The sequence below is a fragment of the Pseudorhodoplanes sp. genome (assembly GCA_032027085.1).
GTDB lineage: Bacteria > Pseudomonadota > Alphaproteobacteria > Rhizobiales > Xanthobacteraceae > Pseudorhodoplanes.
Window position 1 is genome coordinate 4,877,931 of sequence record JAVSMS010000001.1, and the last position, 12,413, is coordinate 4,890,343.

Annotated in this window: 13 protein-coding genes and 2 riboswitches; of the genes, 9 read left to right on the forward strand and 4 right to left on the reverse strand. The window is 62.1% G+C overall.

Translation table 11 applies throughout. From position 1 onward, the window contains the following. Nucleotides 1-53: 53 nt before the first annotated feature. Nucleotides 54-1,004 carry a homocysteine S-methyltransferase family protein gene (locus tag RO009_23960; protein MDT3688086.1) on the reverse strand — a complete coding sequence of 317 codons (951 nt, stop codon included), beginning with the start codon at nucleotides 1,002-1,004 and terminating at the stop codon, nucleotides 54-56. Between the two features lie 216 nt (nucleotides 1,005-1,220). On the opposite strand from RO009_23960, the gene RO009_23965 reads away from it, so the two are divergent. From RO009_23965 to RO009_23990, 6 genes are all read left to right on the forward strand, one after another. Then, nucleotides 1,221-1,838, forward strand: coding sequence for a TetR/AcrR family transcriptional regulator (locus RO009_23965; GenBank protein MDT3688087.1), 618 nt, complete (start codon nucleotides 1,221-1,223; stop codon nucleotides 1,836-1,838). A 43-nt stretch (nucleotides 1,839-1,881) separates the two neighbouring features. After that, nucleotides 1,882-2,005, forward strand: a riboswitch (TPP riboswitch). Nucleotides 2,006-2,119: 114 nt separating this feature from the next. Further along, nucleotides 2,120-2,317: a sulfur carrier protein ThiS gene (thiS, locus tag RO009_23970; GenBank protein MDT3688088.1), complete on the forward strand. Its 198-nt coding sequence runs from the start codon at nucleotides 2,120-2,122 to the stop codon at nucleotides 2,315-2,317. A gap of 1 nt (nucleotide 2,318) precedes the next feature. Beyond that, nucleotides 2,319-3,101 (forward strand): thiazole synthase, encoded by a 783-nt coding sequence (locus tag RO009_23975; GenBank protein MDT3688089.1) that lies wholly within the window; start codon nucleotides 2,319-2,321, stop codon nucleotides 3,099-3,101. A 194-nt stretch (nucleotides 3,102-3,295) separates the two neighbouring features. Next, nucleotides 3,296-3,403: riboswitch (TPP riboswitch) on the forward strand. Continuing rightward, complete coding sequence (locus tag RO009_23980; GenBank protein MDT3688090.1) at nucleotides 3,397-3,807, forward strand: hypothetical protein; 411 nt, start codon at nucleotides 3,397-3,399, stop codon at nucleotides 3,805-3,807. (Overlaps the previous riboswitch by 7 nt.) Beyond that, nucleotides 3,804-5,678: a phosphomethylpyrimidine synthase ThiC gene (thiC, locus tag RO009_23985; GenBank protein ID MDT3688091.1), complete on the forward strand. Its 1,875-nt coding sequence runs from the start codon at nucleotides 3,804-3,806 to the stop codon at nucleotides 5,676-5,678. Before RO009_23980 ends, thiC begins: the two co-directional genes overlap by 4 nt. A 176-nt stretch (nucleotides 5,679-5,854) precedes the next feature. Then, nucleotides 5,855-6,541, forward strand: a complete 687-nt coding sequence (locus RO009_23990; protein MDT3688092.1) for a hypothetical protein — start codon at nucleotides 5,855-5,857, stop codon at nucleotides 6,539-6,541. A gap of 275 nt (nucleotides 6,542-6,816) precedes the next feature. On the opposite strand, the gene RO009_23995 is transcribed toward RO009_23990, so the two are convergent. Further along, the gene (locus RO009_23995; protein ID MDT3688093.1) at nucleotides 6,817-7,617 is read right to left on the reverse strand and encodes a methyltransferase domain-containing protein; all 801 of its coding nucleotides are present in this window, start codon (nucleotides 7,615-7,617) and stop codon (nucleotides 6,817-6,819) included. A 317-nt stretch (nucleotides 7,618-7,934) separates the two neighbouring features. Here RO009_23995 and RO009_24000 point away from each other — a divergent pair, with 317 nt between their 5' ends. Next, nucleotides 7,935-8,426, forward strand: coding sequence for a hypothetical protein (locus RO009_24000; protein MDT3688094.1), 492 nt, complete (start codon nucleotides 7,935-7,937; stop codon nucleotides 8,424-8,426). Nucleotides 8,427-8,682: 256 nt separating this feature from the next. Here the strand turns inward: RO009_24000 and RO009_24005 are convergent, their stop codons facing one another. Further along, nucleotides 8,683-9,534, reverse strand: a complete 852-nt coding sequence (locus RO009_24005; protein ID MDT3688095.1) for a DUF2066 domain-containing protein — start codon at nucleotides 9,532-9,534, stop codon at nucleotides 8,683-8,685. Between the two features lie 200 nt (nucleotides 9,535-9,734). Here RO009_24005 and RO009_24010 point away from each other — a divergent pair, with 200 nt between their 5' ends. After that, nucleotides 9,735-10,922, forward strand: coding sequence for a serine hydrolase domain-containing protein (locus tag RO009_24010; protein MDT3688096.1), 1,188 nt, complete (start codon nucleotides 9,735-9,737; stop codon nucleotides 10,920-10,922). Nucleotides 10,923-10,970: 48 nt separating this feature from the next. Here RO009_24010 and RO009_24015 read toward each other — a convergent pair whose 3' ends face one another. Next, nucleotides 10,971-11,387: an NUDIX hydrolase gene (locus tag RO009_24015; protein MDT3688097.1), complete on the reverse strand. Its 417-nt coding sequence runs from the start codon at nucleotides 11,385-11,387 to the stop codon at nucleotides 10,971-10,973. A gap of 136 nt (nucleotides 11,388-11,523) precedes the next feature. Between RO009_24015 and RO009_24020 the strand changes: the two genes are divergently transcribed. Then, nucleotides 11,524-12,222 (forward strand): hypothetical protein, encoded by a 699-nt coding sequence (locus RO009_24020; protein ID MDT3688098.1) that lies wholly within the window; start codon nucleotides 11,524-11,526, stop codon nucleotides 12,220-12,222. Nucleotides 12,223-12,413: the final 191 nt, after the last annotated feature.

Here is a 12,413-nt window from a genome sequence, read left to right on the forward strand (position 1 = left end):
GACTTCATGCAGTATAACACAGCAGCCGTCCTGCGGTTCAGCGCATCTGCGCGTTACGCCGCGACTTCCACGCAGGCCATGCAGATCTGCTCGACATGGCGATGGTCGGTGCCGCAGCAGCCGCCGAGCACGGTGAGGTGTTTCATGCGGCTGCGCAGATCGCGATATTGCCGTCCGAGTTCGACCGGATCGCCGATATCGAGATCGCTCGCGGCATCGAGTTCCGCGTGGCTGCGTTTCGACGCATTGGCGCGAATGCCGCGCAGACGCGTGATCCAGTCTTCCCTGCGGCGCAGCGCGCCCTCGAAATGCGTCGGGTGCGCGCAGTTGATCATGTAATAAGCCGGCGCGGCGCCGGTCTCGCGGTCAACCTGTTCGATCGCTTCTTTGAGCGTTTGTCCTGTCGGCAGGCGGCCGTCGGTTTCCAGTGTGAAGGAGATCACAACCGGCATACCGGCGGCGTTTGCCGCCTTTGCGATACCGATCGCCTCTTCCACGTAGTTGAGCGTGAAAGCTGAGACCATGTCGGCGACGGTGTCGCGGAAGATCGCAATCTGCCAGCCGTGATAGTCCTGCGCCTCCTTCGCGGTCATCGCGTTGGCGATCTTGTAGCCATCGCCGCGCGGGCCGATATTTCCGGAAATCACCATCGGCGTGCCCGGCGTTTCGTGCTCGCGGCGCAGATCCGCCATCAGCCCGATGCAGCGCCTGTTGGCGTCGGCCAGCGCGTCGCGCGAATAGCCGAGCTTGGCGCCCCAGTCCGGGCTCGCCCGCCAGGTGGCGCTCTCCAGCACAAAGCCGAGGCCATTCTTCTGGGCCATCGCAATATGGCGCTCGTAATAGGCGCGGGTGCGCGCGACGCCGTCCTCGCTCTTCATCAGGTCGAAGCTCGCAAAATGCGGCAAATCGATCCCGTCATGGAACATCAGCGTCGTCTCGAAGCCGCTGTCGGTGAGAAAGAGCTTGTCCGCGAGCTGCGGCAAGCTGTTGCGATATTTGGCCATCATCGATAATCCGGTCCCAAGTGTGAATTGCAGTGAATACGGGGCGCGATCTCGCAAATGCGCGCTCTTACGCCTAGAGGTCTGTTGGTGCATGGCAGGCGCCCCGAGGTTCACGCGGGAGAGCCGAAAAACAGCGCGGACAGGCCGGAATTTGCGGAAATAAGGCGGGATTTTGGCGTGTTTCTACGGTCAACTGGACTCGTGGTACAGTCGCGCATGCTCGAAACGCGCAAAACCGACACCCGCGAGAAAATCCTCGAGGTCGCCGAAGCCGCTGTATTGGCGAAGGGATTTGCCGCGACCTCGATCGAGGAACTGATCGCCGCGGTCGGCATCACCAAGAACGGCTTCTTTTATCACTTCAAGGACAAGAGCGAGCTCGCCAAGGCCCTGATGCTGCGCTACATCGCGCATGACACGCAATTACTCAACGATATCTTCCGCCGCGGCGACGAACTGCACGATGACCCGCTGCACGGATTTCTGGTCGGGCTGAAACTGTTCGCGGAAATGCTCGGCAATCTGCCGGCGGCGCATCCCGGCTGTCTCGCCGCATCGTTCTGCTATCAGGACCAGCTCTTCAACAAGGATATCCGCGAACTGAACAAGACCAGCGTGCTCGCCTGGCGCAAGCGCTTCCGCGAGCGGCTGGAGCTGATCGCGCAGCGTTATCCGCCGCGGCAGCCGGTGGATTTCGAGGCTTTGGCCGACATGGCGGCGTCGAATGTCGAGGGCGGCCTGATCCTCGGCCGCCTGCTGCAGGACCCGAGTATTCTGCCGCGACAGATCCTGCTTTATCGCGATCTGGTGAAGATGGCGTTCCTGCCCGACTGATGGCGTCGCCGCGTTGACACACAAACACACTGGCTTACATTACGGCCGTTCCGAGGGGAGCCCTGCAGAGGGCTGAGAAACCGCCGGTCTCATTCACGAGATAATGCGGTGACCCTTTGAACCTGATCCGGGTCATGCCGGCGAAGGGACAGGGATGCTGCATATCGCTTCACGCGCTTACGTCAACGTCCTCGACGCCCTCGTTGCCGGCACCTGGTCTGCCGAAGGCCGGCTTCGGCCTGCCACTCGCAACAACAACCATACTACAACGAGGTGACGCAATGCTCGTAACCGTCAATGGCGAGAAGCGGGAGATCGCCGCCGCTTCTTTGAACGCACTGCTCGGCGAACTGGATTATGAAAACAATCACGTGGTGATTGCGGTGAACTATGATGTCGTGCCGCGCGCGCAATGGGCAGTAACGGCGCTGAACAGCGGCGACGAAATCGAAATCGTCTCCATGCGGCAGGGAGGCTGAGATGGTGTCGTTCTACGGCAAGATGTTCTCTTCCCGCCTGCTGACCGGCACCGGGCTCTATGCCTCGCCCACTTTGATGCAGCAGGTGATCGAAGCCTCCGGCGCCGAGATCATCACGCTGTCGCTGCGCCGCGCCGCCGCCGGCGACACGAGCGGACAATCCCTTCGTGCGCTGGTCCGCGATCTCGATGTGACGGTCCTTCCCAACACCGCTGGCTGCTACACGGTGCGCGACGCGGTCACCACCGCCAGGCTCGCACGCGAACTCTTCGGCACCAACTGGATCAAGCTCGAAGTCATCGCCGACGACAAGACGCTGCAGCCGGATGTGATCGGGCTCGTTGAAGCGGCAAGCATCCTCATCAGGGATGGTTTTGACGTTTTCCCGTATTGCACGGAAGACCTGAGCGTCGCGCAACGGCTGGTCGATGCCGGCTGCCGCGTGGTGATGCCTTGGGCGGCCCCGATCGGCAGCGCGCGCGGCCTTCTCAACCGCGATGCACTCAGCCTCCTGCGCGAGCGCCTGCCTGATGTGACGCTGGTGGTCGACGCCGGACTCGGCGCGCCCTCGCATGCCGCGCAGGCATTGGAACTCGGCTATGACGCGGTGCTGCTCAACACGGCCATTGCGAAGGCCGCTGATCCGGTCGTGATGGCGAAGGCCTTTCGCCTCGCCGTCGACGCAGGACGAATCGCACGTGCAGCCGGGTTGATGGGCGCGCGCGATGTCGCCTCGCCCTCGACGCCTGTTGCCGGAATGCCGTTCTCGCATGCGGCGCCGTAGGTACGGCATCGGCTGGCACACTTGTCGCCCCGGACGCGCGCGAAACGCGCAAGCGGCACCGTCAGAATGCGCGGAGTACGGACCCGGCTCTCGGGGCTGGCGCCCCTCGGCTGGGACGACAAGCAAGCGATTGGCGGCTGCGTTCTGTCATGCGCCCGCGTCGATTGACAGGAGGTCAAACGGGCCTACATTAGCGCCGTTCCGAGGGGGGTCCCGTTATGGGGCTGAGATACCGCGGTCTGCGGTGACCCTTTGAACCTGATCCGGGTCATGCCGGCGAAGGGACAGGACGCCAATGTCACCCTCCATCTATCTCGCCAAATTGCTCGGTCCGGCTCTGGTCGCGGCCGGCTTCAGCATGCTGCTCAATCCGGCTGCCTATGCCGCCATGGTCAGCGACATGCTGGACGATTCCGCGCTGATCTATGTCGTTTCGGTGATCGGACCGATCGCCGGCACCGCACTCGTGCTTGCGCATAATGTCTGGGTCGGCGACTGGCCCATCATCATCACCCTGCTCGGCTGGATGAGCATCATCGATTCACTGACATGGATCGTGGCGATGCGCGCCATGCAGACGCTCTGGGCGCCGCTTTTTGAATTCCCCGCCTTCAGCTTGGCCGGCGGGATCGTCGTGCTGCTGCTCGGCGCAGTGCTTTGCTATTTCGGTTACTGGGCCGCGAAGCCCGTCTGGAGAGAAAAATGAACATCCACAATCCAAAGATCGAGACGCCGAAAGTGACGACCGGCGCCCTGCCCGCCTCGCGCAAGATCCATGTCACGCCGGATGCCGCGCCTGACCTGCGCGTGCCCTTGCGCGAGATCAAGCTGTCGGACGCTTCCGGCGAGCCGCCGCTGCCGGTCTACGATACGTCGGGTCCCTATACCGACGACAATGTTGCGATCGATGTGGAAAAGGGATTGCCGCGCACGCGCATCCTGTGGGTGAAGGAACGCGGCGGTGTGGAGGAATATGAAGGCCGCCCGATCCAGCCGGTCGACAATGGCAATGTCACGGGCAAACATCTCGCCCGCGCTTTCCCGAACACACCGAAGCCTTTGCGCGGCGTCGGCGATGCGCCGGTGACGCAATATGAATTCGCCAAAGCCGGCGTCGTCACCAAGGAGATGATCTATGTCGCCGAGCGCGAGAATCTCGGCCGCAAGAAGATGCTCGAGCGCGCGGAAGCAGCCCTGGCCGACGGCGAAAGCTTCGGAGCGTCCATTCCGCCGTTCATCACGCCGGAATTCGTGCGCGAGGAGATCGCGCGCGGCCGCGCGATCATTCCCTCGAACATCAATCACGGCGAACTCGAGCCGATGATCATCGGCCGCAATTTCCTGGTGAAGATCAACGCCAATATCGGCAACTCGGCTGTCACCTCTTCCGTCGAAGAAGAGATCGAGAAGATGGTGTGGGCGATCCGCTGGGGCGCCGACACGGTGATGGACCTCTCCACCGGCCGCAACATCCACAATACGCGCGAATGGATCATCCGCAATGCGCCGGTGCCGATTGGCACGGTGCCGATCTATCAGGCGCTGGAGAAGGTGAACGGAGACCCGGTCAAGCTCGACTGGGAATGCTACAAGGACACGCTGATCGAGCAATGCGAGCAGGGCGTGGACTATTTCACCATCCATGCCGGCGTGCGCCTCGCCTATGTGCCGCTCACCGCCAACCGCGTCACCGGCATCGTCTCGCGCGGCGGCTCGATCCTGGCGAAGTGGTGCCTGTCGCGGCACAAGGAAAGCTTCCTCTACGAGCGCTTCGATGAGATCTGCGACATCATGCGCAAGTATGATGTGGCGTTCTCTCTCGGCGACGGTTTGCGTCCCGGCTCGATCGCCGACGCCAATGACCGCGCGCAATTCGCCGAGCTCGAGACGCTCGGCGAGCTCACCCAGATCGCCTGGAAGAAAGGCTGCCAGGTCATGATCGAGGGCCCCGGCCATGTGCCAATGCACAAGATCAAGATCAACATGGACAAGCAGCTGAAGGAATGCGGCGAGGCGCCCTTCTACACGCTCGGACCGCTCACCACCGACATCGCGCCGGGCTACGACCACATCACGTCCGGCATCGGCGCCGCCATGATCGGCTGGTTCGGCTGCGCCATGCTCTGCTACGTGACGCCGAAGGAGCATCTCGGCCTGCCCGACCGCGACGACGTCAAGGAAGGCGTGATCACCTACAAGATCGCCGCCCATGCCGCCGATCTCGCCAAGGGCCATCCGGCGGCGCAATTGCGAGATGACGCGCTCTCGCGTGCGCGCTTCGACTTCCGCTGGGAGGACCAGTTCAATCTCGGCCTCGATCCCGACACCGCGCGCGAATATCACGACGAGACGCTGCCGAAGGACGCGCACAAGGTGGCGCATTTCTGCTCGATGTGCGGACCGAAATTCTGCTCGATGAAGATCACCCAGGACGTGCGCGATTACGCGGCGAGCCTTGGGAACAATGAAAAAACCGCACTCGAAGGCATGGCGGAGATGTCAAGGAAGTTCGCCGAACTTGGCGGCCAGGTTTATGTCGATGCCGACAAGGTGAAGGAGAGCAACAAGGCGCTGTAATTCACAGACCTTGTCAGAGAATTATTTTGTGGCCGGGCTGTTGCCCGGCCACTTTCTTTTTCAAAAGCAACACGAGCGTCAATTCACTCAACCAACCATTAGGGTTGTTATCACGACCCATTTCTCTCAACACACTTCCACGTCTAAATTTGCGCGGATCGCGCAGGATAGTGGCAATGAGAAAATTTCTGGTCATCGGCGTGTCAGGCGTAGCCGTTGCCGCCCTTGCCGCATCGTTGTTCCTGGCCCGGACCGATAGTGGCCTTCCTTGGCTGCCACTCACACGTTCGGACCTCATCAGGCTGCTTGCTGGTGACAAGAGCGGCGACGTCGTCAAAATTGAAACACCGGAAGATCTGTTCGTCACAACGAAAGCTGGCGATCAGAAGGTGATCGCAAAGCTTGAAAGTAGATTTAAAGCTGAAAAGTCGCGGTTGTCCAATGCACTTGCTTCAGGCGAGACAGTTTGGGTTGCGTCCAACCCAGAAATTCCTCTCTCCGTAATCGCGGCAGGTGAGGGTGAACGCATACACACACTCCGGGTAAACTTCCCAATCGTCAATTACACCGAAAGTCAGTCAAAGCGCGCGCTCGACGCGCTCTCAGCTCTATTTATGAGTGTGTATCCGGAATGGACTGAAGCAAATGAATGGCCCAAGCAATCTTTGAAGAATTCGTGGGATACATTCGGCTCAAAAGCGATGAAAAACCCAAACGATCGAATCGTCAAGAAGACATTAAACGGCTTTACAAGCGCGACATTCGGCATCCCACCCGATATTGTCGTTTACACGATTACGGCGCGGGAAAATTGCATACCTAATGCCAACCACGGAAATCCATTTCAACGTATCATCTGTTGAATCGCACAAGTGCAGGCAAGCGTTGAGGTCTAGCAAGCGTAGCCGGATTTCGCTCACGCTAATCCGGGCTGCGCTTTCTAAGAATGGGAAAGCGGCAGCCAAATTCATACAGCAAGTGTAGGCCGGATTGAGCATCGGCGAACGCAAGCGGAGCCCGGATGGAGCGAAGCGCAATCCGGATTCCCATTTATAACCAATTTTCTGCGCCCCACATTTTCCCATCGGGCTATTCGCTTTGAGGCGGCACCGCAGAGCACCGCTCTGGCACCCGCGCCCTACTCCCGCGCCGTGAACAGGAAATAGTCCACCGTGCCGAACAGCGCGCCGGACTTCTGCAATTGCGCGATCTCAGCATCCCATGCCGCGCGCTCGGCCTGCGAGATCGCGCCGTCCTTTTGCGCATTCTCCGCGGTGCTGGAAAAATATTCGGCGCCGAGATCCTGCGGAAAGATCACAACGCGCGTATGCACCGCTATATCGCGCAAGCCGAGACCGGTCAGCATTCCGGCGAGCTGACCGGGCAACCAGCTCTGCTTCACGGCGGTGTCGGCCTCGTGCGCCATCACACGGCGGACCAGCGCCCGGTCGCTGACATTGACCGTGGTCGTTCCGAAGTCCGGCTCGATGAGCGCGATCACGCCGCCGGGCTTCAGCACGCGCTTCATCTCGGAGAGCGCGCGGCGCACATCGGTGAGATAGATCAAGAGGCGCTCCGCGCGCACATGAACGAATGACGCATCGGCGTAAGGCAGCTTTTCCGCCACTCCCGCGCGGTAATCGATCTTAAGTCCCGCGGCCACTGCGCGGCGTTTGGCGACCTCGATGAAATGCGCGCTCTCGTCGATGCCGGCGGCAGGCTGGCCAGGTGCGAGCCGCGCCAGCCGTTCGGTCTCCAAGCCGAACCCGCAGCCGACATCGAGAACGCTTGATTGCGGCGTCACCGTTGCGCGCTCGATGCGCTTCAACTCCTGAAGCTGCTCGATCGCGTCGAACGCTGTCAGTGCGTCGATATAAGTCTGCAGCGCCTTGACCTCGTCCATTGAACGAAATTCGCTGAGCGAGATGTCCTCGGTCATGTCTCATCCCTCCGGGGAAGCCTGACGGGCTGTCGGGGCATCATGCCCGACCAGACGCACCTGCGCTCACCGCGCAGCGGTGCCATCACACGCTTGCGATCAGAGGCCGGTGCGATGGCGCTGATCGCAGCGGCACGGCCCGCATGAGCAGGTGAACCGGCGCAGAGCAAGCGTAGCCCGGATGGAGCGGACCGCAATCCGGTTTTCCATTCGCCACCGATTTGCTGTTCCTACATGTCGCCACGCGGGTACTCGCTTTAAATCCGCAGCACCCATTGAGCGGAGGTTGGCTGTGATCCGCGCGTTTGCGAACGCCATTGTCCATCCAGGCGGCAGGCGGTACGCTGGCGCGCGGCAAACTGGATAGCAGCGTCCGGGCCACCAATGCGTTCCGGTCAGCGCATGGCTATCCAATGGTCTTGCGGCACCCGCGCAATGTCTTCACGGCACCCAGCATGACTCATTTCGCCGCCCGGTTCTTTGCTCCGGAGCTTGCCGCCTGGCGGGGGCAGCAGCCGCTTTGGCGAGTGTTCTGGCTGTACGGGGTAGCGGTCAGCAGCGCGATGATCGCGACATATCTGCTTGCGTTTCTTGCCGAGGCCGTTGCGCTGCGTCAGATTCTCCTGCTTTGCTTTATTCCCTATACCGTCTGGATTCTTGTTTCGATCTGGCGATGCTCGAACAATGTCCACGAGCAGTTCTGGCGCATGCTGGCCCGGCTCTTGACCGTTGCGTGGGCGTGCAACGCGATCTTGATCGTCATATTTGTCGAAATGAATCTGATTACGCATTATTACCTGCAACACTGAGATTTTGGCGCCACACAGCAGCCGTCGCCGCCCTTTTTCTTGCAAGGTGAACCAGTAGTCCGGATGGAGCGTAGCGAAATTCCGGTCTTCCCATTCGATCTCGCGTTCCGATTCGCTTCATGAGTGCTACGCACTGAAGGCCACCGGTGTTCACATCTGTTCGCGGAGAACGAATCGGGCTCGTGCTGTTCGGCTTTGGACAAAAGTTAAGAGACGTTTTCGAGCGCGGTTCTGGCGGCGAGAAAAACCAAATCTTTCATTGCCGTTGCCGTGGCGGACCATGTCCTGAGAGAATTTGCGCGGTTCCGCGCATGGCGTTGCGGAAGGCGTCGTCGAAGCCGACACCGCGCAGCTCCCACTCCTGCGTCCTGCCCTCATGCACGACGCGCCACCGGGCGATCCAGCCGAGCGCCTCTTCGCTGAACATCATCCGGCCGACAAGCGCCGCGTCGCCCCCGCTCTCGCGCGCAAGCGCCAGCGCGTCGGCCATTGTCACATTGGCCAGCGCTCTCGCATCCAGGCCGCGGGCCTCCAGCCGGTCGCGCGCGGGAAATGTCAGCGGAATTGCGAGCTGCTCCGCGGCGGCCGCAAAGGATTCGCGCATGTCCTCGCTGCGGTCGAGGTCGCCATCTGCCGCCAGCATGTAGGCGGCTTTGACGTTTTCCACGCCCAGCATCACGACCACGCGCGGGCGGACGGCACGCCACGGCGTGCGGCCGAGCCTGTGCACCAGCGCATCGATCTTGTCCGCATCGAAAGCAACGGTGAGATTATGCGGCCGGTCATAGGTGCCTTGCTCGTCGCGTAACGGTCTGCCTTCGAGGCGGTCCCGATAGCTGAAGCTCCGCACCAGCGAGACGGCATTTGCCGCCATGTCCGCCAAGCGGCGATCCTCCACAATGGTCGAGTCGCCGGTCAGCTTCACCAGCACATCACGAAGCCCCTGCGCAAAGCCGGTCATGCGGTTCTGTTCGCCGGTCCCGGTCACGACCACGACCGCGCGATACAGCGAGTCCGCCGGCGCGGCGCCCTCGCCCAATGCGCCGGCAGCAGCCACCAGAACCGATGCGGCCAGCATCCAGCTTATCGCAATTGCGTGTCGTCGCATGTCGGCAGCGTACTCCGTGCAAGGCGCGCCGCAATCGGGGGCTTCCGCCGCGGCTATCACCGGAAGCGTTTCACATTGGCACACAGTTCGCATTTGTTCGCGAAGAACGAATCGCGACCCCGATTGGACGCACCCAGCAAATCTGAAGAGAGTATTAGCCGTTTATCCCGATCATCGCGTTCTTCGGTTCGGAGACTCGCATGAAGATTCGTTATCTTGCCGCTGCCCTTGCCCTCGCCGCTCCGCTCTTTGCAGGCCCGGTTGCAACGGCGCAGGAGCAATCACTTGCCGCGCTTCTGGAAAACACGCGCAAGGAGTTTGGTTTGCCGGCGCTTGCCGCCGCCGTTGCAAAGAACGGACGCATCGTCGCGGCCGGAGCGGTCGGCACGCGCATGCTCGGCCGCAACATCAAGGTGACGCTCGACGACCGGTTTCATATCGGCTCGGACACCAAGGCGATGACCGCGACCCTCGCCGGCATGCTGGTGGAAGAAGGCAAGCTGCGCTGGGACTCGACGATCGGCGAGTTGCTCGGCGCCGACCTGCCCGGCATTCATCCGAAATTCGCGGCGATCACGCTGGAACAATTGTTGTCGCATACCAGCGGCATCCCGACGGACACCAAGGAAATCTATGAACTCTATATCAGCGGCGACGCTTACGAAGAGACGCTCCCGCAGGCGCGGCTGCGCATCCTGCGCACTTTCGGCAAGCACGAGCCGGTGGTGAAGGCGGACGCGCCGTTTCAATATTCCAATCTCGGCTACATGGCGGTCGGCGCGATGATCGAGAAGGCGGCGGGCGTCTCCTGGGACGAACTCATTACACGACGTGTTTTCGAACCGCTCGGCCTGAAGACCGCGGGTCTCGGCCCGCAGGCCACCATGGGCCGGATCGACGCGGCGGTCGGCCACGATGTCGATGCGCAAGGCAAGGTTACACCGCGCCCGTGGGGACCCGGCGCGGATGTGCCGGCGGTGATGGGACCGGCCGGCATCGCGCATCTGTCGATCCGCGACTTCGTGCGCTGGGGCGCATGGAACGCGTCACAGGGCAAGCGCGGGCCGGCACTGGTGAAAGCAGACACGCTGAAACGCCTCCACCGCGAGCGCGTTACGATGACCATCGACAACCCGAAACCGGGGACTCCGAAATCCGGCGGCTATGCACTCGGCTGGGGCATCGTTGCCTATGCATGGACCGGCAACCGTCCGGTGCTTACGCATAACGGTTCGAACAGCATGAATCTCGCGACCATTCTGATCGATCCGCAAAGCGACACCGCGATTGTGGTCGCGACCAATTTCCCCGGCGAGAAGGCCGATCAGGCGCTGCAGACAGTGGCCCGGTCCCTTTACGCGCGCTACGCACAGACCACCGCGCGGTGACGGGCGATGACGTCTTAAATGACGAAGCGCTGACGTTGCCGCCGGGAATTATCGCTGTTCGGCACTGAGCAACCGGGCCGCGTCGCTGGCAATCTCGCTGTGATCGAATGCGAGATCAAGCTCGCGCCAGTCGGCCCGGAATTCGGCTTCGGCGGCGTCGTCGCCCGCTCTCGGCGTGGTGCCCTCGGTGACGGCCAGATAGGCAATGCCAATCGTGTGGCCGCGCGGATCGCGATGCGGATGTGAATAAACGCCGACCAGGCGCAGGCTGCGCGCCGCAAGTCCGGTTTCCTCCAGCAATTCGCGCCGCGCCGCCGCTTCGGTACTCTCGCCATAATCGACGAATCCGCCGGGCAGCGCGAACTGGCCGGCGAAGGGTGGGTTGCGGCGGCGAATCAAAAGCAGGCGGCCGTCCTCGTCAAACACAACGCAATCGACAGCTACGCTCGGGCTTTTGCGAGTCATGGCGGCAAGGTAACTGGACCTGCGCTCGCAGCAAGGTGCCGCGGCTTGCCCACACACGCCGGGTTTACACCAACGCGATGCTGGACGATGCTTTCACCCTATTCCTGATTGCAAAATCACCGAAAAGGATCGTGAAATGCTGCACCGTGCCGCGCCCACCGGCCTGTCGAAGCGGACCGGACGCTGGCGTGCCGGCCGCATGGCCAACATGTGCCGCAGCCTGACGCAGCTTCTCTTGAGCGGGCTGACGACGGCATTGGCCGGCGCCGCGCTGATCGCGGTCGCCATGCCGGCACCCGCTTCGGCCTGCGCGTGCTGCACTAATCCCGGCGCGCGCCTTGTGGCGACTGAAAAACTCGACGCGCATCGGCTGGGCATTGTTGAACGGCTGGCTTTCGGCAAGACCGCGCAACGTTATGGCGGCGAAGCCGACGACGAAGACAGCCTGATCGACGGCGCCGGCCCCTTCGCGCTCATGGTGCAGCGGCAGAAGGACAGGCTGGTCTTCACCTTCCGCAACAAGCAGGGCCAGACGGGTGCCGCGACGCTCGTTCTTCCGCGCAGCATCTCGATCTTCGAAGTCGACCCGCACGGCGAGCGCAAAGATGCCGGGCTTGGCCCCAGTCTCTACAAGGAATGGACGCTCACCACGCCGGCCACGGTGAGCGGTATCCTGCAGCGCGCCGGCGGTACCGGTCAGAGCATCAGCCTGATCCTGCATGGCGGCGGCAACGCCTGTACCGACGAGAGCCATTTCACTGACTGGACGTTGCATTTTCGCGGCCCCAAGGGGCAGACGATTGTGTTCGGCCCCCTGCAGTCGGGCGCACGCTAGGCGCTGGCGATCGCAGCCGGAGAGCCGGGCCGCGGTTGTGCGATGCACAAGTACGGGCTGCGCGCATCGGCGATCCGCCCCGCATCTCCGGCAGGACGAACCGGCGTGCGGGTGCGGCGCTGCGTGAGATCGTCACGCCGCGCCGGCTTGCATCGGAGCGAGGTGGTCGTCGACAATCATGGGCGATAGCG

Coding starts and splice junctions, on each gene's coding strand:
- RO009_23995 (MDT3688093.1), bottom strand. CDS start 7,617: ATGACCGAGGACATCTCGCTCAGCGAATTTCGTTCAATGGACGAGGTC.
- RO009_23965 (MDT3688087.1), top strand. CDS start 1,221: ATGCTCGAAACGCGCAAAACCGACACCCGCGAGAAAATCCTCGAGGTC.
- RO009_24005 (MDT3688095.1), bottom strand. CDS start 9,534: ATGCGACGACACGCAATTGCGATAAGCTGGATGCTGGCCGCATCGGTT.
- RO009_23960 (MDT3688086.1), bottom strand. CDS start 1,004: ATGGCCAAATATCGCAACAGCTTGCCGCAGCTCGCGGACAAGCTCTTT.
- RO009_24010 (MDT3688096.1), top strand. CDS start 9,735: ATGAAGATTCGTTATCTTGCCGCTGCCCTTGCCCTCGCCGCTCCGCTC.
- thiS (MDT3688088.1), top strand. CDS start 2,120: ATGCTCGTAACCGTCAATGGCGAGAAGCGGGAGATCGCCGCCGCTTCT.
- RO009_24020 (MDT3688098.1), top strand. CDS start 11,524: ATGCTGCACCGTGCCGCGCCCACCGGCCTGTCGAAGCGGACCGGACGC.
- RO009_23990 (MDT3688092.1), top strand. CDS start 5,855: ATGAGAAAATTTCTGGTCATCGGCGTGTCAGGCGTAGCCGTTGCCGCC.
- RO009_23975 (MDT3688089.1), top strand. CDS start 2,319: ATGGTGTCGTTCTACGGCAAGATGTTCTCTTCCCGCCTGCTGACCGGC.
- RO009_24015 (MDT3688097.1), bottom strand. CDS start 11,387: ATGACTCGCAAAAGCCCGAGCGTAGCTGTCGATTGCGTTGTGTTTGAC.
- RO009_23980 (MDT3688090.1), top strand. CDS start 3,397: ATGTCACCCTCCATCTATCTCGCCAAATTGCTCGGTCCGGCTCTGGTC.
- thiC (MDT3688091.1), top strand. CDS start 3,804: ATGAACATCCACAATCCAAAGATCGAGACGCCGAAAGTGACGACCGGC.